Source organism: Kitasatospora sp. NPDC057542 (genome assembly GCF_042801945.1).
Taxonomy (GTDB): Bacteria; Actinomycetota; Actinomycetes; order Streptomycetales; family Streptomycetaceae; genus Kitasatospora.
This window is the reverse complement of record NZ_JBHVFE010000121.1, coordinates 1-20,704: the sequence shown is the minus strand read 5'-3', so window position 1 is coordinate 20,704 and position 20,704 is coordinate 1. Positions and strand designations below refer to the sequence as shown.

Here is a 20,704-nt window from a genome sequence, read left to right as displayed (position 1 = left end):
GACCTGCGCCGGGGTAAGGCAACGTCAGGAACGGCGCCACCAGGGGCCGCGCCGCTTCGCCTCGGCCACCGCGGCTTCGGCAACGGCCTGGCGGCAGTCGGCACACAGTCCGTCGTCGTTCCAGCCCCGTTCCTCCTCGGCCCACCGCTCGTCCGTGAACTTCGCCGAACAGGGGGCGCAGGCCGGACGGCGTCGCTCCCATCCCGCGCCCGGCGGGCCCGATCGGCCTCGGCCTGCTCGACGGCGAGCAGCCGGTCGCCGTCCGGGTTGTCGAGCGCCTCGGTGAGGGTGTGCCAGCCGCCCCGGCCGAACCGGGCCCAGATCGCCGGGCCGGCACCGAACCGGCGCAGCATCGGCAAGGTGGTGGCCACGACCGGCAGGGCGCGGTGGTGACCGTCGCCGTACGGGGGCGTGTACCAGGCCTCCTCGGAGGCTGTCTCGACCTCCTGGATGCAGTGCAGCAGGCGCCGGTGGTCGCGCTTGACCTGCTCCGCCCCGCCGACACAGCATCACTCCGCCGCACGCAGAGCCACCGAAGGGAACAGCAGATGCCCACCATGCGTGCTCGTACGACGTTGGCGTTCACCGGCACGGTCGTGGCCCTGGCCGCGGCGCTCACCGGCCCCTCCCCCGCCCTGGCCACCCTCGGTCGCATTCGAACCGGCCGCCACACAGCCTCTGGAGAGGGTCGCGTGCCCCCGCGGGTACGTGTGCATCTACCCCGACATCGCGGCCTGCCACCCGGCCGGTTCCGACACCTCGGCGGGCGGTGACGGCGGGGTTCACCTGATCGGCTGACGCTGACCGGCTCCGGGCGCAGGCGGCCGGGCCCGGGGAATGACGGGGGTGCGTTCCGTGAGGGCCCGGCCGACGGGAGGCCAGCCGCGCCGGGGGCGTGGCGCAGCTGCTCTGCTCGGTGGCCCGGTGGTGCCGTGGTGGGGCCGCCGTGCCGGGAATGCTAGACCCGCTCATCAAGCGATGACCAGGGGTTCGACCTGCAATGCCTGTTGCTGGTCGGCGGCAGCGCGACCGCCCTGGTCCGCAACCGCCGCACCGGCGCTCAGGCCTGATCCCGGCAGCGAACGCGAACCCGGCCCTCGCGGGCAACTGCCAGCGGGGGCCGGTTCGTTGGTGGTGCCGCCCGGCTCAGGGCGCCGCCAGGGCGACCGCGAAGCCGTGGTCCGCGATGTCGAGGAAGCGCCGGTTGAACCGTACGAAGGGTTCGATGAGCAGGTCCACGAAGACCAGGAAGGCCACCGTGCCCACGCCCACCGGCCCGCCCAGCAGCCATCCGGAGAGCAGCAGCACGCCCTCGATCAGTCCCTTCGCGCACCAGAAGGGCCAGGTCCGGCGGTGCCGGATGGTGATCGCCAGCAGGTCGATGGCGCGGATCCCGAAGCCGCTCATGATGATCAGCGCCGACGCGTACGCGCACAGCAGCGCGCCGAGCAGCATCAGCGGGTAGCTCCGCAGCCCCAACCAGGCCACCGGCCGCAGCCATTGGAAGAGGTCGATCAGGCTGCCGCACAGGAAGAAGGTCACGAAGGGCGAGACCACCGGGCGCTTGCGGTTCCACAGCGCCCACACCCCGATGCACACCACCGCGACGGCCGCCTGGCAGATCCCGATGGTGAGCGGCAGGTGTCTGAGCACCCCGAGCGAGAAGACGTCGAGCGGATCGGTGCCCAGGTTCGACTGGATGAAGCAGTGGGCGCCCAGCGAGAAGACCAGGCAGCCGGCCAGGTACACCAGGGCCCGGGGCAGTAACTCGCCCAGCCGGCGCGGGTGCCCGTCCGGTGCGGTGCCGAGGGGATGGCGGGTGGTCATGGGTTCCTCCAGGGGAGCGGGCGCCCGGCCCGCGATCACCCCGGAGGCGGGGCGCGGGTTCAGGCGAGCGACTGGTAGGCGAGGAAACCGCCGAAGAGAATGACGCCGACCCCGGCGACCAGGTCGACTCCCTTCAGCAGCCGGGCGCTGAACCGTCGGCGGAACACCAGCACGCCGGTGCTCAGCAGGGTGAACCACAGCAGCGTGCCGCAGCCGACGCCGACGAGCATGGAGACCGAGGCGGGCAGCGTCCCGGTGACGTTCGCCGCCGTGGCCGCGGCGAAGGCGGCGGCCCAGTAGCCGATCGTCGCCGGGTTGGAGGCGGTGGCCGCCAGCGCGGTACGGAACGCCGTCAGCGGGCGGACCGCCTCCGGGTTCCGCTCGTCCTCGGCGGCGGTCCTGACCTGGAAGGCGGAACGCAGCGAGCGCGCGCCGATGTACACCAGCACCGCCGCCCCGGCCAGGCCCAGAGCCGTCCGCAGCGCCGGGACGTCCAGCAGCCTGCCGACTCCGGCCAGGCCCAGGCCGGCGTAGGTGACGTCCACCAGTGCCGCGCCCAGGCCGATCGCCCAGCCGGTCGGGAAGCCGTCGCGCAGGACGCTGCGCACGCACAGCAGGCCGATGGGGCCGAGGGGCAGAGCGACCAGGAAGCCGAGGCTGAGCCCGGCGAACCACGCGGGGAGGATGTTCACCGTCCGTCCCCGCAGGTCCCCGGGGTCATTCCGATCCGACCTAAGTCCTGGTGCGAGCACGTGCGCGACAATTCGCTCTGCCCTCTCGTCACAACACCCGCCGATCAGGTCATTCGACGAGTTCCGATATGCCGAACCGTACCTCATCGCCTTCGGCCGGGCTCAGGTCTTCGGGCGCGTAGAACAGCTCGTACACATTGGTCGACAACAACTGGCCGAGCCTAGTCAGGGCGTACACGTCCGTACCGCGCGGCTCCAGCCAGCCCTTGTCGATGAGCTGTTCGATTTCCGGTCCGAAGACCGTCTCCATGGTGACGCCGAACCGTTGCCGGAAATCCGGCCGGTTGACCTCGCACATCTTGAGGCCGCGGATCATGACGCGGCGCATCTCCTGTTCCTTGGTGAGGTAGGTGGCGAAATCCAGCGGGATCTGACCGCCTTCCACCATCTCGTAGTACTTTTTCAGCGGCTTGACGTTGACGAACAGCCGGTCGTGGATCACGCTCTTCGACGAGACGCCGAATCCGATCATGGGCCAGGTCCGCCAGTAGTACTCCAGGAAGCGCGAGTAGTCGGCGCAGCGGTCGGGGTGGAAGTAGCCGGTCGAGCTGCGCCGGACGAACCCCGCCGCCTCCAGGGCGTCGATGGCGTACTCGTACATGCGCCGCTCGTCCTGGGCCGTGGGGAGCGCCATCTTGCCGGACGTGATGAGCGAGTGGAACGCCGTCTTCGGCCAGATCTCCAGGCCGTAGGCCGTGATGCAGGCCGGTTCGAGTTCGATGGCGCGGTCCACGCTGCGCTTCCAGTCGTCCACGGACTGGTCCGGGAGCGGGAAGATCAGGTCGATGTTGGTGTGGGTGAATCCGCCGTCGACGACGGTGCGGAAGGCCCGTTCCGCGGTGGCGCGGTCGTGCGAGCGGTTGCAGATCGCCAGCAGCCGGTCGTCGAAGGCCTGGACGCCGACGCTGAGCCGGGTGAACCCGGCCTCCCGCATGCGCGCGATCTTGGCCTCGTCGACCGTCGAGGGGTCGAATTCCAGGCCGATCTCCGCGCCTTCGTTGAATGCGAAAGACTCCCGGCAGACGTCCAGCAGCCGTGCCGTCTGGTCGCCGGTGAGGATGCCCGGCGTGCCGCCGCCGAAGTACACCGCGTCGACCCGGAACGCGGGGAAGGCGCGATTGGCGGCGAACGCGCGGACCTCGCGCTCCAGCGCGTCGACGTACTGGGCGAAGTGCTGCTCGTTCCGGTTGATGTAGACCGTGTAGTCGCAGAATCCGCACTTGGTGATGCAGAACGGGACGTGCAGGTACAGCACCGCGTTCTCGGGGCGGAAGTACTCGTCGTACTCGTGGTGCCGGTATTTGAACGGATAGGTGTGGATGTTCCGCCGGATGATCTTCTCGGCCATCTGCGGTCGCTCCTTCGTCGGGGCCGGCCTGGCGTGGTGGGTGACGGATCCGGGGCCGGAGCCCGTCAGCAGAGGACCTGGAACGGTCGGACATCGGCGGCCTCGTCGAGGGCCGGCCGGTCGTTGGGGACCACTGGGCGTCCGCAGGAGACGAAGAGGTCGTCGTAGCGCGTCCGCGATCGCTCGCGGTAGTCGGCGGCGGACCTCGCCAGCATCTTGACGACCTCTTCGGCGAGCATCAGCTGGTACTGGCAGGACTCGGTGTTGAGCTCGTTCACGTCGCCGGACGCCACGTGGTTCTCCTGCCGGCAGCCCCCGCCGCACAGGTAGCGGGCCCAGCAGGCCCCGCACACCCGGTGCTCGTCGACGGTGCGCCGCCACTCGGGGTGGTCCCGGGTGAGGCCCTCGGCCCCGGTGCCCACGTCGAAGCCCTGGTCGCCGACCAGGCGGTGGCAGGGGCTGATGCTGCCGTCGGGGGAGTGGGTGTAGTACGTCCGGCCGCCCGAGCAGAACGCCAGCGCCGCCGACCCCTCGGTGATCATCTGTACCGTGCGCTCGTACTCCAGCACGCCCTTGAACCGGTTGTCAGCGGCGAACAGCCGCGGGTAGTGCACCAGGAAGTCCTTGAACTGCTCCACGATGCCGGGCTGGAGGAAGTGGTTGATGTACTGGATGCCCTTGGGCTCGGAGAGCTTGCGCTCCCCCAGGGTGAGGGCGATGGGCACCGTGGTGCCCTGGTCCACGGGGTAGACGCCCGGATAGATCTGGAAGTAGTCGAAGAGGTCGAGGTTCCAGAGGTCGAGCACGTTGTCGGTGAGGCTGGGCTCCGCGGTCGCGATGGTCATCCGCGCGACCAGGGTGACGTCGTCGCCGCAGGCCTCGCGCAGCCGGAACAGGTTGCGGATGATCCGGTCGTAGGACCCCTTCCCGTTCTTGGACGGGCGGTTGGCGTCCTGGACCTCGCGGCCGCCGTCGATCGAGACCGAGACGATGAAGCCGTAGTCCCGGAAGAGCTCCTCGATGCCCTGGGGCATCAGGGTGAGGTTGGTCGAGATCCGGTGGACGAACTCGGTGCCCGTGCGTGCGGTGAGGTCGCGGGCGCGCTCGCAGATCCTGCGGATCACCTCGAAGTTGGCCAGCGGCTCCCCGCCGAAGAACTCGAAGCGGACCCGCTGCCCGGGCGCGGCGTAGCGGTCGATGAAGTCGAAGATCCAGGCGATCGAGTGCTCGCCCATGGCCTCGGTGATGCGGCCGTAGTCGCCGCCCTCGGCGAAGCAGTAGGTGCAGGCGAGGTTGCACACGTTCGTCAGGTTGACGTTGACCGCGAAGTCGGCGCCGTCCGACAGCGTGCCCTCCCGGAGGCGGACGCGGTTGGCCTCGCAACCGGATTCGGCGCCGGCCTGCAGCCTCTCCCACGCCCGTCGCTCGTCGGGCAGCAGGTTCTCCACGCCGGCCGCCAACCGCTCGGCGGTGTCCGCCGGGGCGAGCAGCAGCCGGTGGCTCCCGGTGATCAGGACGGCCGAGGTGTCGTCGCTGAACGGCAGGACGCGGTAGTCGGTTCCATGCCGCATCGCACCCTGTTCCGTCGCGTGCGCGGGGCCGGTCATGACCTGGTGCGGGGCTGGAAGAGGGGCAGCGGCGAGACGTCCTCGTTCAGCGTCCCGGCGGAGGCCTCCACGGTCGGGAAGTGGGCGCGGTCGAAGACCTGGTGGAGGCTGGAGGTGCACTGCGAGGGGACGGCCACCTGGACGCCGACCTCGCCCGCCGTGCTCTTGGCGGCGATGTACCGGAAGCTCTCCTGCGGGGCCAGGTCGATGACCTGCCACGACTGCTCCGCGGCCGGGTCGCCGTAGCGGCGGTGGTAGGCCCGCACCGGCGCGTCGGAGGTGTTGCGCACCTGGACGTGCAGGGCGCGGACGTCGCCATGCCAGTCGAAGCGGGCCAGGTCCAGGCCCTCGGCGGGGAGTTCCGGCACCCGGGTCCGCGACCGGGCGTCGGGCAGCAGGACGATCGGAGCGCGGGCACCGCACCCGACGCAGGCGCCGTCCCCGTCCAGGCCGACCAGGTCGGCGTTGAGGCCGTACCGGGTGATCTGGAGCTGGCCGCACCGGTGGCACCAGGTGTTGGTCGACTCGGTGTCGTACACGTTCCCCAGGTAGACGTGGTTCAGCCCCATGTCCAGGGCGATCTTGCGGGCCCGTTCCAGCCGGTCGACCGGGGTGCGGATGGTGTCGGTCATCTTGTAGTCCGGGTGGAAGCGCACGAAGTGCGTGGGCACGTCGGGGCTGAGCCGCTCGCCGACGAAGGTCGCCATCTCCCGGGCGGTCGTCTCGTCGTCGCTGAGGTCGGTGACCATCAGCGTGGAGACCTCGACGTGCTTGCCGGCCCGGAACACCTGCTCGGTGCCCTCCAGGACCGGTTCCAGCCACCCCTTGGTGATCTTCCGGTAGTACTTCGGGTCCAGGGACTTGATCGACACCGAGAAGATGTCGATGACCGGGATCAGTTCCTCGATCGCCTCGCCGCTGATGAAGAACGCGGACTTGTAGAGGTTGACGATTCCGGCCGCCTTGGCGAGGGCCGCCGTCTCGACCACGAACTCGTGCCACACCACCGGGTCGTTGTAGGTCCAGGAGATGACCTTGATGCCGTGCCGGACGGCGATGTCCACGACTTCCTCGGGCGTGTAGTGGTAGACGTCCTTGTCCTCCACGTGGCGCGCCTGCGACGTCTTCCAGTTGTGGCAGTAGTCGCAGTTCAGCATGCAGCCGACGTTGCCCATGGAGAGGATCCGGGCGCCGGGCGCGTAGTGGAACACCGCCTCGGTCTCGATGGTCTCCTCGGTGGCGTGGACGGAGCGCCCGTAGTTCAGGGTCACCAGACGGCCGTCCCGGTTGGCCCGGACCATGCAGAATCCGTGCTGGCCGGGGCGTATCCGGCAGTTCCGGGGGCTGAGATGACATCGGACGACGTCGTCGTCCAGGCGCTCCTCCAGCCGGGCCGGGCGCGGTTGGTTGTCCCAGGTCCTCTGCGACATGGCTGTTCCTTCCGTGCGGTGGTACGGAGGCGACGGGTTGGCGCACGGGTCCTCGGGGGGCGGGCCGACCGGTGCGACGCCGTCGGGGGATCCGGGATTCCGGCGCCGTGGTACGGAATTCGGCTCCGGATGCGACTCCGGATTCGACGGTCGGATCGATGGTCCGGACCGACGGGGAGCCTGCGCCCGCCCTCATCTCCCACTCTCCCCCGGACGAAGGCACCGCCGGGGGATCGCCTCGCGGAAAGGGCCGAAGTGGAGGGGGAGAACAATGGGAATCGTGCCGGTTACCGCGATGAGCTTCACCGGATCGGCGAGCACCTGTCAAGGAGCCGACGGAGCACCGGATCCGGCCGGTACCCCGAAGTGGACAGCGCCCTTCGATCCGGTCGCAGCGCGGGTTAGGCCAGCCTCACTTCCGGCGATCTGACGCGTGGCCAGTGGATTCCCCGGCCGAGCGTCGGCGGAGGCCGATCCGGGCGGCGGCGCGGCCCGGGCCGCACGTCGTCGAAGGTGGCCGAAAATTGCCGCTCCCCAGGGGAATAACCAGCTGTCACAGAACGGTTCGCCTGCCGCAGCCACCGCTCGTCCCGCACCGGCCCCAGCGGCTCTCATCGGATCTGATTGATCGTCAACTCCACCCCATGTACAACGGAGTTCCGTCAGCCCTACGCTGAGTGGCCACGAAATGCCGCCGATTCGGGGAGCGGGCATGCCGGAGGGTTCGGACCAGGACCGGTCGTCGTCGGGTCAGCCGGTGCCCGGATGGCGGGTACCGGGGTGGACGGAGATCCGGCCACTCGGTTCCGGTCGGAACCGGGTCGCGCTGGTCCGCTCGGACGCCTCCGGTGAACTCGCCGTGATCAAGTACTCCCTCGCGCCGCCCGCCGGCGGCACCGCGCTGCGGCACCCGAACCTGGTCCGGATCGACCAGCTGCTCCCCTCACCGGACGGCACGGGCGGCGCCGTGGTCATGGCCGCGGTGGAGGGCGCGAGTCTGCAGGTGCTCCTGGCCGTCCGTCCGCTCCCGCCCGAGGCCGCGCTCGCGGTGCTGCGCGACTCACTGCTCGGGCTGGCCGCCGCCCACGAGCAGGGCGTGCCGCACGGGAGGTACCGGCCGAGCGACGTCCTGGTGGACCTCACCGGGCACTGCCGGCTGCTCAACACCGGCCGCCCGCCCGCCGATCCGGCGGAGCCGGACGCGGCGTACCGCGCCCCCGAGTTGCGACTCGGCGCGCCCGCCTCGCCCGCCTTCGACGGGTACTCCGCCGCACTGGTGTTCGTCGAGTGCCTGACCGGTCGGCGCCCCGCACCCGCCGCAGCACCGCCCGAGAACCTGCCCGAGCCGGTGCGCCGGGTGGTGGCACGGGCCCTGGCCGAGGCGCCGGAGGTCCGGTACCCCGATGCCCGGTCCTTCCTGACGGAGCTGGCGGCGGCCGCCGCCGCGGTCCACGGCCCGCAGTGGCCGGAGCGGGGCGCGCGCCTGCTCGCCGACGCGGCCGGGGCGACGGCCGCCGCCCACCCACTGTCGGGCCCCGCGCCTGCCGGGCCCGGGCCGTGGTGGCGGCGTCGGCGGAACCGGCTCGCGGTGGCGGGCGCGGTCGTCCTCGCCCTGCTGGCCGCCCTGACCGTCGTCCTGGTGCTGCCGGACGGGGACGGCCCGAAGCAGGAGGTGAGCGAGCCCTTCACCCAGGCACTGGCCGCGCTCGCCCGGACGCCGGGGGTGCGCTACCAGGACCACGACCAGTACACCGGCTACTACGACGTCACCGTGACGGCCACGGCGGAGCGGTACGGCACCGTGGGCGAGAGCGCGGACTTCTCAGACAAGGTGGCCCAGGACCTGGTGACGGTCGCCGGGCGCGACTACCTGAGCTACCGGAACGACGCCCAGCTGAAGGGCTGGATCTACGACCCGGGCAACGACGAGAAGAACATGGGCCCGATGCTCGCGACGTACGCGACGCCCGCGAAGCTCGCCGCGACGCTGAGCACGGCCCTCGACCAGCAGCCCCGCTTCCCGGTGGTCGGCGACCAGGCCGCCGCCGCCGTCACCGTGGCCGGGCAGCCGGCCTGGCGGGCCGACACCGTCCAGGGCTATCTGTACGTCACGAAGAACGCCCCCTACCGGGTGCTCCGTTGGGAACCGCCGAACCCGGTCACGGCGATGGCCGGGCTGAAGGCGATGGCGAAGGACCCGTCGAGCCGGCAGCCGAGGTCGCTGGAGGCCCACACGCCGCTCACCAACTCGCTCGGCATCGACCTCACTCCGGTCACCGACGCCACCGGCCTGTACGGCAAGGTCGTGCAGTACACCAAGGAGCTCGCCACCGCCACGACCGGCGGCTCGGTCCAGATCCTGCAGCAGAACGACGGCGCGAGCAACGTCGTCTGCAGTCACACGGGTTGCCTGGTGAACGTCGCCTTCTCCGGCCCCGTCTACAACGCCTCCTCGGCGGCGTACCTCCTGGACAAGGTGTACATCGAGCTGACGGTGGGCTCCATCACCACCGGCGGCCGGGAGGCCGGCGGGTGCCGCAGCGGCCTGCAGCCCTACCAGCTGACCGGGACGAGCCTGAGCGGGAAGCTCACCTGCAACAACCCGGCCGGTGGCCCGCTCTTCGACCAGGCCTCCGCCGAGAACCAGGCCGACGCGAACGCCTCCGGTCACTCCGAGTTCTGGGACTACGCATACCGGATCGACCTTGTTGTCCACCCTCTCGACCCCACCGCCGTCGACCAGTTGGTCGCCAAGGAGCAGAATGAACTCCAGTCCCTCGGCTGAGCCCCAGCCGGAGCCGCCGGCCACCGTTGCCCTCCCGGCGCCGCCGACCGGGGACCTGCGGGACGCCATCGTCACCGCGGTGATCGCCCGACTCGCCCCGGCGGAGCTGCCGCTGGCCGAGTCGCTGCACGGGCTCGACCCCGAGACGGCGCTGGAGCGCCTCAGCTCCCGGCCCACCCGGGGCGAGCCGTTGGGCTTCGGGCTGGAGGAGATCGGCGTCCTGCTGACGCCCGCCGTCTGGATCGCCGTGGACGAGTCCGTCCGGCGGGTCGTCGACGCGGTGGCGGAACGGACGAGCCGGTCCGGGCTCGCCCGCCGCGGCCTCTTCCGCCGCCGCCGGACCCCGGTGCCCATCACCGTTCCCGCCCTCGCCCAGGAACAGTTGGCCTCGGTGGAACAGTGCGTGCTGGAGGCGACCCGGCAGACCGGCCTGACCCCCGAGCAGGCCGAGCGGATCGCCGACGGCGTGGTGCGGCGGCTCGCGCTCCTGCCGCACGCCGCGGAAGGACCGGAGCGGAGCGCCGAGGGCGAGGGATGACCCGGCGGAGCGGCCGGGGAAGCGGATGACCGAGGCAGGACCAGGGCGTCGGAGCGCCCGGCTCCCCTTCCCCCGGCCCGGAGCGGGGACGACCCGGCGCTTCGTGCTGCTGGCCGGCGTGTTCACCGCCGGTTCGCTGGCCATGCTCTCGGACCTGCTGCTCCTGGTGACCGACCCGCGCAACACCACCGCGGGCTGCGCGCTGGCGGCCGGCGCCGACCCGAACCACACCAGCCTGGCCAACTACCTGCCGCTGAGCGATCCGGCCTACCGCTGGTGCCTCGACACCCACGTGGGCCGGTGGAAGCTGCTGGGGCTGCCACTGCTCGCCACCGCGGTGGTCCTGGTCCTCGCGGTCGTGGTCCACCTGCTGATCCCGCGCTGGAAGCAGCACCGGGTCCGGACCGTCCCGCTCGACCACGCCGAGCTCACCGACTGGCTGACCGCGCTCGCGACCCGCTGCGGGCTCCCGCGAACACCCGCGTTCACGGTGGACCAGGCGACGCCGTTCACCGCGAACGCCGTCGCCCTCGGACGGTTCGGACGGTACAGCCTCCGCCTGGACCTGGGCCTGGTGACGCTGTACCGGACGGACCGCCGGGCCTTCGAGGCGACGCTGCTCCACGAGTACGCCCACCTCCGCAACCGGGACGTCGACCTGACCTACCTGACCATCGCGCTCTGGCGGGTGTTCCTCGTCTGCGTGGTCCTCCCCTTCGTGGTGGTCGTCGGACGGGAGTTGCTGCCCGCCGTCCTCGCGCCCACCTTCCACTCGCCCCCGCCGGCGCCGCTGGCCCGGGACCTGGCCCTGGCGGCGGTCATGGTGGTGCTGATGCACCTCACCACCGCCGAGTTGCTGCGGGCCCGCGAGATCCACGCCGATCTCGACGCCGTCGCGCACGGCGCCGACCCGGCCTACTGGACGGCGCAGCGACATCGCCGGACCGCCGAGCAGCGCCGGGGCCCGGCGGCGGTGCGCCCGGCAGTGCGGGCGGTGCGGGCCGTGCGGGCGCTGCTGCGGACCCACCCCTCCTGGGAGGCCCGGGTCGCCGCGCTGGCCGACGCCTCCGCGCCGGTCGCGGTCCGGCCGCCGCAGCTGGTGCTGACCGGGGTGTCGGTCGTGGTCCTCGGCTATCTGCTCACCTTCACCCCCGGCCTCAACACCTATCTGCCGACCGGGCCGGGCAACCCCGGGGTCTGGCCGGCGGCCGTGCTGGCCGCCGCCGTGGCAGCCGGCTCCGTCCGGCGCAGCGTGGTCCACGGCCCACCGGAGGCCGTCCGCTCGTCCGGTCTGCGGGCGGGGCTCTGGTTCGGGGCCGGCAACCTGCTGGGCGAGCTGGTCTGCAACCAGTTCCTCGGGCTGGACTGGGCACCCCGCTTCCCCGAGGCGCTCCTGCTCCTGCTGCCGGTGCTGGTGCCCGCCGCCGTGCTCTGGTGGACGGCGGGCTGCGCGGCGCTCTCCGCCGGTCTGCGGCCCGGGCTGCGGCGGTCGGCGGCCGGGGCGGCCACCGTCTCCGTCGCCGCTGCGGCCTTCGCCTGGTGGTACGGCTGGTGGCAGTCGGCCGGGACCTCCTTCGCCGCCGGGATGCCGTACTCCTCCGCCACCGCCCTCTCGTTCCTGAACGCCGGTTTCGAGCCCTCGGAGCAGTTGGCGCCCTCGACCACCTCGGAGGTCATCGCCAACCTCACGCTGATCGTCGTCATCCTGGCCCTCTTTCGGTGGACCGTCTGGCTGACCGTCGGGCTGTGGCTCGTCCCGCTGGCCATCCCGCTGCTCGGCGGGGTACGCGCCCGCGCCTCCGGCGTCCTGCCGGGTCTGCTGTGCGGCGCGGCCGTCGGCGCCGGGGCCCTCGTCCTCACGTACCGGGCCCATGTGTGGATCTGGCGGGACCAGCAGGTGTTCGTTCCGACCCTGACGATCTACAGCGGCTGGCTCTTCGTGCTGCTGCTGTGCGGTGCGGTCCTCGCGGCGGTGGCCGCGGCGCTGCTGGGCCGGGGCAGCGGTGCGGCGGCGGCCGTCGGTGCGGGCACGGCGACGGCCGTCGGCCTGACCGTCCTGCTCGCCGTGAACGCGACCGACGGCTGTGTGCCCGGGTTGGAGACGGTGCGGGCCTCCTGCGGTTTCCCCGTCGGGAACGGCCGGCAGCTGCTCGCCTTCTTCCTGCCCCAGTTCCTCGCCGTGGCGGCGATGGCGAGCATCGTGGCGGCGCTCCCGGTCGCCGCCGCCGCTGCGCTGTTCCGCCGTCGGGCCCCTGCCGCTTCCCGTCGCCCGAAGGCCGGGCCAGGCCCCAAGTACCGCCTCTTACAGCGTACTTGCTCCACCGTCGGCTGCCTGGTCCTGCTCGGAATCGGCCTGGTCGGCTACACCGTGCCCGGAGGCACCGGCTCCGGCGCGGTCGGCTCCGGCGCGGACCCGCTCGTCACCGAAGTGCAGCGCAGACCGGTGGACAGTCTGACCGCCGGTCTGCAGGTGTGGGCCTGGGGCTACTTCGGGGGACGCAGCATCATGCAGCAGTACGAGTACGCCCTCGCCGCCGCCGACCGCAGTGTCGGCCCCGACGGCGGGGTGGACGCGGCAGCGCTGCGGCGCGCCTGCACGGAGCTGCTCGACGCGGCCGACCGGGCCGACGCCTACTTCCCCGTCCCGGTCGCCGCGGAGCAGGCCGCCTGGACGGCTGCCCTGGCCCACACCCGCACCCAGGCGCGACACTGCCTCGACGCGCCGCCCCCGGCCGGCCCAACGGAGATCGACCGGTTCTTCACCGCCCTCGACCCGCAGCCGGACCCGGTGGCGGCCATCATCGAGCACCTGCTCAGCCTCTCCGGACCGACCCAGCAACTCCTGCTGCCCTAGGAACTGTCGTCAAACCTCGGCCAACGACCACCAGGAACACGGCTGGTCGAGCTGTCGCAGCAGCAGTTGCGTCGCGGGTCCCGGGAGGTCTGCAGTCAGAGGGGCGTGTCAGAGTCTGCGCATGCTCGAGATCGCGGTGAAGACGGAGAACCGGGAGCGGCACGTCCGTGTGTCCGCCGAGGAGCTGGCTGGGTTGGTCCGGCGAATCGGTGGTGACGGTGACCTGTTCCTGGTGGTCCAGCGCATACCCGACCTGCCTGACATCTTCGCCCAGGTCTGGCACAAGGCCGGTGGTGACTACACGCTGGAGTACCGCGACGGTGCCGCCGACCGGCACTTCCAGGCGATGACCGACGGGCCTGAGGTCGTGATTGCGGCGATGACCGGCTGGGCCCGCCAGGAGGCCGGATGGGACAGTGGTCTGGCTTGGTCGCTGCTGGACATGGGCCCCGCCCGTGACGTACCGCCGCTCGACCTCGACGAAGGCGAGCGCGTGGAGTTGGAGAAGCGCGTCCGCGAGGTGCTCGTAGGCGGTTACGCCTCCCGCGCCGAACTGGCGGAGCTTGCTGAGGAGTTCCTGGTCACCAGGGACCGCCGGCCCGTCTCGCGCGAGCAGGCGGAGGCGCTGGCCGACCGGTTGTGGGTGGAGCGGGTCGCGGAGCAGGCCGAATGGCAGGGCGAGACCGGCCCTGAGCGGCTCACCCGCGCGTTCACCGCCCTGCAGGACGCCGGCATCACCGCCCGCGAGAACTTCACCTGTTGCCGTAGCTGCGGCCAGTCCGAGATCGGCGGCGAAGGCGGGCCCGACGCCCGCGGCTTCGTTTACTTCCACACCCAGTGCACGGACTCCGCCGCAGCCGGCCACGGACTGATGCTCCTCTACGGCGGCTTCGACGGCTCGTCCGAGACCACTGCAGCCATCGGCCACGAGGTCGTGGCTGCCCTCGAAGCAGTCGGCCTCCCCGCCGAGTGGGATCATGACCCCGGCCGGGCCATCACCGTCACCCCGCTCGACTGGCGCCGCCGCCTGGTCGGCTAGGAACCGGCGTCAAAGATCGCGCCCACCTGAGGAGTGAGGCGAGGGTGACGGCTACCCGAGAGGACGTTAAGTCCCTTTTCTCTCGGTTCGTGATCGCTCGTTCGTGTGAACGTCGGCCGCACTGGCGTGCCAGTCGGGGCTCGGGCGATGTTCTGTGGCTCATGGACAGACGGGCGCATCCGAGCGACTTATCGGATGAGCAGTGGGCGTTGATCGAGCCGATGATCACGGCCTGGAAGCAGGGCAGGGTGGCACGGTCGGCTACCGGGGATCCGGGGTCCTGTGATCTGCGGGAGGTCGTGAATGCGACCCGCGCTTCTCGGTGCAATCGGCCAGGACCGGGAACAGGTCGAACACCTCGTCGACCAGGTCGGCGACGAACCGGGTCAGGTGGTCCTCGGGCAGCCAGTCGTTCAGCGACGGCGGCAAGAACAGCACCTGGCCCGGGTCAACCGCCCGGAACTTCTTACCCGCCCCGACCCCACGCGCCCGCGGTTGCTCTGGCTCGACCGGCTCGGCCTCGAACAGCCACTCCTGATCACGCATACCGGGATCATCTCGGATGAATGATCACGATCCGCACGCAGGTCGCCCGCTCCGGGGACGAGAAGCACCCCCGCTGGACCGTAGCCGAGCGGGGGTGCAATGGTTCAGCAGATGAGGGGGACGGCCACTGCGGACGGGCGTTCACGAGTGGCGGTGAGCAGGGCGGGTTGGCAGCCGGCTAGAGATCGTTTCCCGAGACAGCGGGTGCTGGGGTTGCCACCTGTCATGGCGTGGGCAAGTGCTGCCCCTGTCCGCAGTACCGGCACCCGCCACGGCGTCGTAGGGAAGGGTCGAGATCACTGCCGTCCACACCGCCCAGCGCCCCCAGCGCAGCGCGGTGGCCGCCTCGGTCCACGGCGCGGCGGCCCCGGCGCCGCGCCCGCACCGCACGCACTGCCCGCTGGTGCGCCGCTGGTACGCCAGCGTCATCGCCGCCCAGAGCAGACCGCCGACGAAGACGATGACCAGATTCCCGCGGTGCCAGTACAGGATGTCGCCCATGGTCTGGTGCCCCGGCACACCGGTGACGGCGAACACCAGCAGCAGTGGCGAGAACACCAGCAGACCGAGCAGTGAGTAGTCGGGAACCAGGAAGGTCAGCACGCAGGCGGACAGCCATCCGTAGGCCAGCAGCGCCTTGCGCTGCCAGGCCGTTCCCCAGCCGCGCGCCATGAGAACCCCGACGAGCACGCCGACCGCGCAGAACACCGCGATCACGGGCGCCCGATCAACTGCCCGTTACTGACCCACACTCCCAGTCGTCTCTAACCACGGCGGCCGCCACCTGGACTTCTCCCGCGGTGCCCCCGACGCCCTCCCCGAGATCGTGGACGCCGTCGCCGGGCAGTGCGCGGTCGTCCTCGACGGCGGGGTTCGGCACGGCGTCGACATCGCCAAGACCCTGTGCCTGGGCGCGGACGCGGTGATGGTCGGACGCCCGGCCCTGTGGGAGCTCGTCCACTCCGGCGCGGAGGGCGTCGCGGACGTCCTGCGGCTGCTCATGGGTGAGTTCGAGGAGGTCATGGCCCTGATGGGGGCGCCCACCGTGGCCGACTTCGAGCGGTCCGGGGTGGTCCTTCCCGGGGGGCGCCCACTTCTCCCCCTGACGCCGCGCGTCCACCCGGACGCCCGAAGGCGCCTTCGGCCTGCACCGCGTGGTATGCGGCGGGGGCCCAAGGCGTCTTGTCGTACGGTCGTTGGGAGCGCGGCGTCAGCCGAGCTGCCCGGTCGGCCGCATGGTGATGTGGTTGATGTCCACGCCCGCGGGCTGGTTGACGGCGAAGACGATCGTGTCCGCGATCTGCTCGGCGGTCATCGTCGGCGCCGCCTCGGGGGTGCCGCCGCGCTCGTCCCAGAACGGGGTGTCCACCACCCCGGGGGCGACGACGGTCACGCCGACTCCGTCCTTGCCGACCAGCAGCCGGGTATTCTCGGCCAGCGCGTGCGCGGCCCACTTGGTGACCGAGTACAGGTTGCCAGGCGTGTTGCGCACCCCGGCGACCGAACCGATGATCACGATCCGGCCCTTGGACTCCCTGAGGTGCGGCAGGGTCTCCCGCACCAGCAGGGCCGGGCCCAGGACGTTGGTGAGGACCATGGCGCGCATGTCCTCGGGGGCGTGGCTCTCCAGGTTGCCGGGCAGTGAGAAACCGGCGTTGGCGATGACGTTGTCCAGTCGGCCCCACGCGTCCACCACGCGGCGCACGGCGGAGGCGACGTCGTGCGCGTCGCTGGTGTCGCCGGTGATCGTCAGCAGCCGCTCGCCCGCTCCGGCCGAAGCGGCGAAGGCGGCCAGCTTGTCTGCGTCACGTCCGGTGACGGCCACGCGGTGGCCCTGCTTGAGCAGGGCGCGGGCGGTGGCGGCGCCTATTCCGGTCGAGCCACCGGTGATGAGCGTGACGGGTTCCATGGGACGGCCTCCTCAGCGATATGGGTCATCGGGGCTCCGCCAGGGTCCCGGATGCCGATGAACGCGAGGTGGCGCGTGAGGTCGGCCGACTCCGGGTCGCCGGTTCCCCGAAACGCCTGCACTATACCCAGCGATCTTCCCGCCGAGCCGGCACGCCATCGCTGACCGGCCGCGATGCCGTACGAAGTGGCCGAACCCGCGCTGCCGACCCCCATGTTGGGCCCTGCGCGGCGCGCAGGGCCCGGGCTGCGCTCACGCTCCTGGTCCGGCAAGCATGACGGAGAGGAGTACGCGAGGAACCAGCGGTTGGCTGTGATCATGTCTCGCGTGTTCTTCGCGGAGTTTCGAGGTGCTGTTCCCTCATCTGGCCGGTGTCCTGGTGGAGTTGGTGGATCAAGCTACGACCGGGGTTGTCACGTTGCATGCGCGGGCCCGCTCGGCGGGTGCGGACTGTCCGCACTGCGGTAGTGCCTCGGACCGGGTGCACGGCCGGTACATGCGACGGCTCGCGGATGCCGCTGTCGGTGGTGCCAATGTGGTGATCGAGTTGCTGGTACGGCGGTTCACGTGCCGGAACCCGGGGTGCCGGGCGGTGACTTTCGCTGAGCAGATCGCGGGGCTGACGAGCCCGCATGCCCGCTACACGCCACTGGTTCGTGAGCAGTTGACCTCGATCGCCCTCGCGCCGGCCGGTCGCGCGGGTGTCCGTCTGGCCGGGATGCTGGGCCTGCGCGTGGCCAAGGACACCCTGTTACGTCTGGTCCGCACCGCGCCGGAAGAACCCGTCATGCCAATCCGCGTGCTCGGTGTCGACGATTTCGCGCTGCGGAAGGGCGACTCGTACGCCACGATCCTGGTGGACCTGGAGAGGCGGCGCCCGGCGGACGTGCTGCCTGGCCGGGATGCCGAACCGCCGGCCGCATGGCTGAAGGGCCATCCAGAAATGGACGTAACGGTCCGGAAGTTCCCGAGCCTCCGCGTCAGGGATGACGCCGACCACCCACCGCCCCTGTCGAGCTCACCGTCACCCCTCTCAGCCTGCGGGGCAACTCTATCCGCCTCGCTGATCGGCATCACAAGATCCACGACAGAGCCAATTACGGTGATCGTCCACAACCCGGACGGCCTGGTCGCGGACGGCCTGGCGGAGCCGGTGGCACCCGGTGTACCGACTTCGCCGCTGAAAGCCTGAGGCGGTTCACCCGCCGATCAGTAAACCGCCTCAGGCTGATTGTCCGATGAATTATCGGATGAACCTGGAGAATTCCTCGAAGCTGATCTGTTCGTCGCCGTTCTCGTCGGCAAAGTCGAAGGCCGCGCGGGCGTTGGCGTCGCTGACCTTGGGGTTCTTCTGGAGGAATGCCTTGAACTCGTCGGAGGCGATGTAGCCGTCGTGATCGGTGTCGATCTCGTCGAACTGGCGCCGGACGCTGTCCCTGTCGCTCATTTCTGCTCCTCTGCCTCGGAAAATTCTGGCGCTCCGAAGCATAGGCGGAAAATTCGCGAGGCCATGGGATAGAAAAGCCGAACAGCCCTGTTGTGCTGATCGCACGACAGGGCCGTTCGGGCAATGTCAGGCAACCGCCGCTTCGAGCTACAGTACTACTCCCGCGACGGCTTGCCGCCGCCGCGAAGGACCTCGACCCGGCCGCCCAGGACAGGGCCGGCAGGCCCGTGGTGGTGTGCACCAGCGGCGTCGCGCTGAACCGGCCCGAGATCCGCGAAGCGCTGGTCGAGCTCGGCGTCGACGCCGTGTCGGTGTCGCTGGACAGCGCCGTCCCCATCCGCAACGACCAGTGGCGACCACCGCGCCGAGACAGCGACGGCTGGGAGGCCGTCGTCCGCGGCATCGGCGCGCTGATCGAGGCCCGCGGGCCCGCGCCCCGGCCCAAGGACGGGATCTACAACGTCATCACCCGCCTCAACCTCGCCGACATCGTCGCCATGCCCGAACTCGCCGCAGGCCTGGGCTGCGACTACGCCGTTCCGCAGCCGATCGCCCTTGATGCCGGCCACCGCCTGTCCGCCGAACTGTCCCTGACCGCCGACCTGCTGCCCGAGCTGACCGCCCGGTTCGACGAGCTGTACGCCGCCGGTCCGCCGCCGGTGCTGCCCGAGCACGCCTACGCCGGCCAAGTCGCCTCCGCGGTCGCCAGGCCGACCGACCTCGTGCCGGGCTGCTTCGGCAGCGACACCCTGTACTTCGTGCAGCCGGACGGCACGGTGTGGGACTGCCCCTCCGGATTGACGATCGCCGCCACCCCGCCGGAGCGGCACCGCAGCATCAAGGGCGCTACCGCCCGGGAGCTTTTCCAGGTCCCGCCCGGCTGCGGCAGCGACTGCGCGCTGTTCTCCGTGGACTGCGTCAACCTGTGGCCGCTCACCGGCTTCCCCGTCCTCGCACCCACCGGGCAGGAGGCTTCCCGTGCCTGAGAACACCGGCCACCGGGCGATGGCCGCGGCCGTCGCCCGTATGCCCGACCCGACCGGATACCGGGAGACGGCGGCGCTGGAGGCGGACCTGGCCGCCGCATTCGGCACCCGCCGGGCCGTCGCCGTCTCCTCCGGCACCGCGGCGATCACCACCGCGCTGGCCGCCTGCAGCATCGGCGCGGGCGACGTGGCCCTGCTGCCCGCCGTCACCGTCGTCATGACGGTCGCCGCCGTCGCCGCCGTCGGGGCCCACCCCGTGTTCGTCGAGGCCGCTCCCGACGGCCGCGGCGTAAACCTGGCCGACCTCGCGGCGAAGACCGGTCCGGACACCAAGGCCGTCCTCGCCGTGCACCTGGCCGACCGCACCGACGGCATCCACGGCCTGGCCGTCCACACCCGCACCGCAGGGCTGCGGCTGATCGGGGACGCCTGCCAGGCCCAGGGCGCCGCCACCCTGGGCCGCCACGCCGGCACCATCGGCGACATCGGCTGCTTCTCCCTCAAGGACGGCAAGATCATCGCCTGCAGGGACGGCGGCTACCTCCTCGCCGACCGGGCCACCGCCCACCGCACCCACTGACAGACCCCGCCCCCGGCGCCCCGGCCGGAAGCCGTCTCGGCGTCAACCGCCGCCTCGCCGAACCGCTCGCCGCACTCGCCCGCCACCACCTCGCCGGCTTCCCCGAAGCCCTCGCTCTGCGCCGCCGCCAGGCCGCCGCCCTCCACCGCGCCGTCGACGGCACCCCGGGGCTGGCTCCGCTCACGGCAGCCGACGGCGAGAGGCCCAACGGCTACAGCGCGCTGTGGCGCCTGACCCTGCCCAAGCCGCGGGAGTTCTCCGCCCCCCTCGCCCGTTTCGGCGCCCCCAACAGCACCGGCACGCACCGCCTCACCGCCGCGCGCCTCCACCCGGCCTGCTCCGGCTACGCCAGCGGCGGCCTCCCCCGCGCGCGCTACGGTGGACACCCTGCCGGCCGTCCCGCTCACCGCGCACGACACCGAACAGGACACCAAACAGCTGACGTTGACGATCCGACAGGAGGACGCCTCGTGGAACAGCTGATGCGGGACCCGCGCTTCGCCGACACGGCGTTCGTCGTCATCGACTTCGAAGGACTCACCCCCTCCGGGCGCCCGGCCGAGCCGATCGAGGTCGCCGCCCTCGCGCTGCGAGCCGACGGCGGCCGCCTGGTGGAGGCCGACCGGTTCGAGTCCCTGATCCGCCCGCCCGCCGACGTCCCCGTCACCCCGCTCGACACCGCGCGGACCGGCATCACCGCAGCCCTGCTCGCCGACGCGGCCCCGGCCGCCGAGGTGATGACCCGACTCGACGCCAACCTCACCCGGCCGCCGTACCGGCTGGTGGCCCACCACGCCTCCACCGAGGCCGGGATGATCGCCCACCAAGGCATGCACTGCCCCGTCCTGGCCGCAACGCCGCTGCTCGACACGATCCGCCTCGCCAAGGCGGTCGCCCCCGGGCTCGGCTCGTACGGCCTGGACACCCTCCTCGGCCACTACGGCATCGCCAAGCCGGCCAACCGGCACCGCGCGATGCCCGACGTCGAAGTCACCGCCCAGCTCCTGGCCAGGCTGCTCACTCAAGGGTGCGCCACCGGCCGGTGGCGCACCCGGC

The 20,704-nt window shown here is 71.4% G+C and carries 16 protein-coding genes and 3 pseudogenes; 10 read left to right on the top strand and 9 right to left on the bottom strand.

Translation table 11 applies throughout. The annotated features are described in order from the left end of the window. Positions 1-1,146: 1,146 nt before the first annotated feature. The 5 genes from ACFU7Y_RS17645 to amrS all read right to left on the bottom strand — a co-directional run bounded on the left by ACFU7Y_RS17645 (position 1,147) and on the right by amrS (position 6,964). On the bottom strand, positions 1,147-1,827 hold the full coding sequence (locus ACFU7Y_RS17645; protein WP_380768651.1) for a YitT family protein: 681 nt from the start codon (positions 1,825-1,827) through the stop codon (positions 1,147-1,149). A gap of 59 nt (positions 1,828-1,886) precedes the next feature. Next, positions 1,887-2,519, bottom strand: a complete 633-nt coding sequence (locus ACFU7Y_RS17640; protein ID WP_380768649.1) for a LysE/ArgO family amino acid transporter — start codon at positions 2,517-2,519, stop codon at positions 1,887-1,889. 109 nt (positions 2,520-2,628) lie between these two features. Beyond that, the gene (locus ACFU7Y_RS17635) at positions 2,629-3,927 is read right to left on the bottom strand and encodes a coproporphyrinogen-III oxidase family protein (protein WP_380768647.1); all 1,299 of its coding nucleotides are present in this window, start codon (positions 3,925-3,927) and stop codon (positions 2,629-2,631) included. A 65-nt stretch (positions 3,928-3,992) separates the two neighbouring features. Next, the gene (locus ACFU7Y_RS17630; RefSeq protein ID WP_380768646.1) at positions 3,993-5,498 is read right to left on the bottom strand and encodes a radical SAM protein; all 1,506 of its coding nucleotides are present in this window, start codon (positions 5,496-5,498) and stop codon (positions 3,993-3,995) included. A gap of 32 nt (positions 5,499-5,530) precedes the next feature. Next, complete coding sequence (gene amrS, locus ACFU7Y_RS17625) at positions 5,531-6,964, bottom strand: AmmeMemoRadiSam system radical SAM enzyme (protein ID WP_224276401.1); 1,434 nt, start codon at positions 6,962-6,964, stop codon at positions 5,531-5,533. A 712-nt stretch (positions 6,965-7,676) separates the two neighbouring features. Between amrS and ACFU7Y_RS17620 the strand changes: the two genes are divergently transcribed. From ACFU7Y_RS17620 to ACFU7Y_RS17600, 5 genes and pseudogenes are all read left to right on the top strand, one after another. Beyond that, entirely contained in the window at positions 7,677-9,749 is a 2,073-nt protein-coding gene (locus ACFU7Y_RS17620) for a serine/threonine protein kinase (RefSeq protein WP_380768644.1), read from the top strand. Then, positions 9,727-10,287 carry a hypothetical protein gene (locus ACFU7Y_RS17615; RefSeq protein ID WP_224285089.1) on the top strand — a complete coding sequence of 187 codons (561 nt, stop codon included), beginning with the start codon at positions 9,727-9,729 and terminating at the stop codon, positions 10,285-10,287. Before ACFU7Y_RS17620 ends, ACFU7Y_RS17615 begins: the two co-directional genes overlap by 23 nt. Before the next feature lie 25 nt (positions 10,288-10,312). Further along, positions 10,313-13,141, top strand: coding sequence for a M48 family metallopeptidase (locus tag ACFU7Y_RS17610; RefSeq protein WP_380768642.1), 2,829 nt, complete (start codon positions 10,313-10,315; stop codon positions 13,139-13,141). A gap of 121 nt (positions 13,142-13,262) precedes the next feature. Then, positions 13,263-14,180 carry a DUF6891 domain-containing protein gene (locus ACFU7Y_RS17605; protein WP_380768640.1) on the top strand — a complete coding sequence of 306 codons (918 nt, stop codon included), beginning with the start codon at positions 13,263-13,265 and terminating at the stop codon, positions 14,178-14,180. A gap of 161 nt (positions 14,181-14,341) precedes the next feature. Then, positions 14,342-14,488 (top strand): annotated as a pseudogene (locus ACFU7Y_RS17600) (transposase); the annotation flags it as partial. Between the two features lies 1 nt (position 14,489). Here ACFU7Y_RS17600 and ACFU7Y_RS17595 read toward each other — a convergent pair. Continuing rightward, positions 14,490-14,708 (bottom strand): annotated as a pseudogene (locus ACFU7Y_RS17595) (IS1182 family transposase); the annotation flags it as partial. A 159-nt stretch (positions 14,709-14,867) separates the two neighbouring features. Then, entirely contained in the window at positions 14,868-15,443 is a 576-nt protein-coding gene (locus tag ACFU7Y_RS17590) for a hypothetical protein (protein WP_380768638.1), read from the bottom strand. Positions 15,444-15,495: 52 nt separating this feature from the next. Here ACFU7Y_RS17590 and ACFU7Y_RS17585 point away from each other — a divergent pair. Further along, positions 15,496-15,780 (top strand): annotated as a pseudogene (locus tag ACFU7Y_RS17585) (alpha-hydroxy-acid oxidizing protein); the annotation flags it as partial. A 156-nt stretch (positions 15,781-15,936) separates the two neighbouring features. On the opposite strand, the gene ACFU7Y_RS17580 reads toward ACFU7Y_RS17585, so the two are convergent. Beyond that, entirely contained in the window at positions 15,937-16,635 is a 699-nt protein-coding gene (locus ACFU7Y_RS17580; RefSeq protein ID WP_224277633.1) for an SDR family oxidoreductase, read from the bottom strand. Positions 16,636-16,984: 349 nt separating this feature from the next. On the opposite strand from ACFU7Y_RS17580, the gene ACFU7Y_RS17575 reads away from it, so the two are divergent. After that, complete coding sequence (locus ACFU7Y_RS17575) at positions 16,985-17,827, top strand: transposase family protein (RefSeq protein WP_380768636.1); 843 nt, start codon at positions 16,985-16,987, stop codon at positions 17,825-17,827. Between the two features lie 51 nt (positions 17,828-17,878). On the opposite strand, the gene ACFU7Y_RS17570 is transcribed toward ACFU7Y_RS17575, so the two are convergent. Next, the gene (locus ACFU7Y_RS17570; RefSeq protein ID WP_380768634.1) at positions 17,879-18,082 is read right to left on the bottom strand and encodes an EF-hand domain-containing protein; all 204 of its coding nucleotides are present in this window, start codon (positions 18,080-18,082) and stop codon (positions 17,879-17,881) included. 233 nt (positions 18,083-18,315) lie between these two features. Here ACFU7Y_RS17570 and ACFU7Y_RS17565 point away from each other — a divergent pair, with 233 nt between their 5' ends. The 3 genes from ACFU7Y_RS17565 to ACFU7Y_RS17555 all read left to right on the top strand — a co-directional run. After that, positions 18,316-19,068: a hypothetical protein gene (locus ACFU7Y_RS17565; protein ID WP_224277627.1), complete on the top strand. Its 753-nt coding sequence runs from the start codon at positions 18,316-18,318 to the stop codon at positions 19,066-19,068. Next, positions 19,061-19,648, top strand: coding sequence for an aminotransferase class I/II-fold pyridoxal phosphate-dependent enzyme (locus ACFU7Y_RS17560; protein WP_380768632.1), 588 nt, complete (start codon positions 19,061-19,063; stop codon positions 19,646-19,648). The genes ACFU7Y_RS17565 and ACFU7Y_RS17560 overlap by 8 nt, the downstream gene beginning before the upstream one ends. Positions 19,649-20,118: 470 nt before the next feature. Then, positions 20,119-20,704: PolC-type DNA polymerase III (locus ACFU7Y_RS17555; RefSeq protein WP_380768630.1), on the top strand; the 586-nt coding region annotated here is incomplete at its 3' end.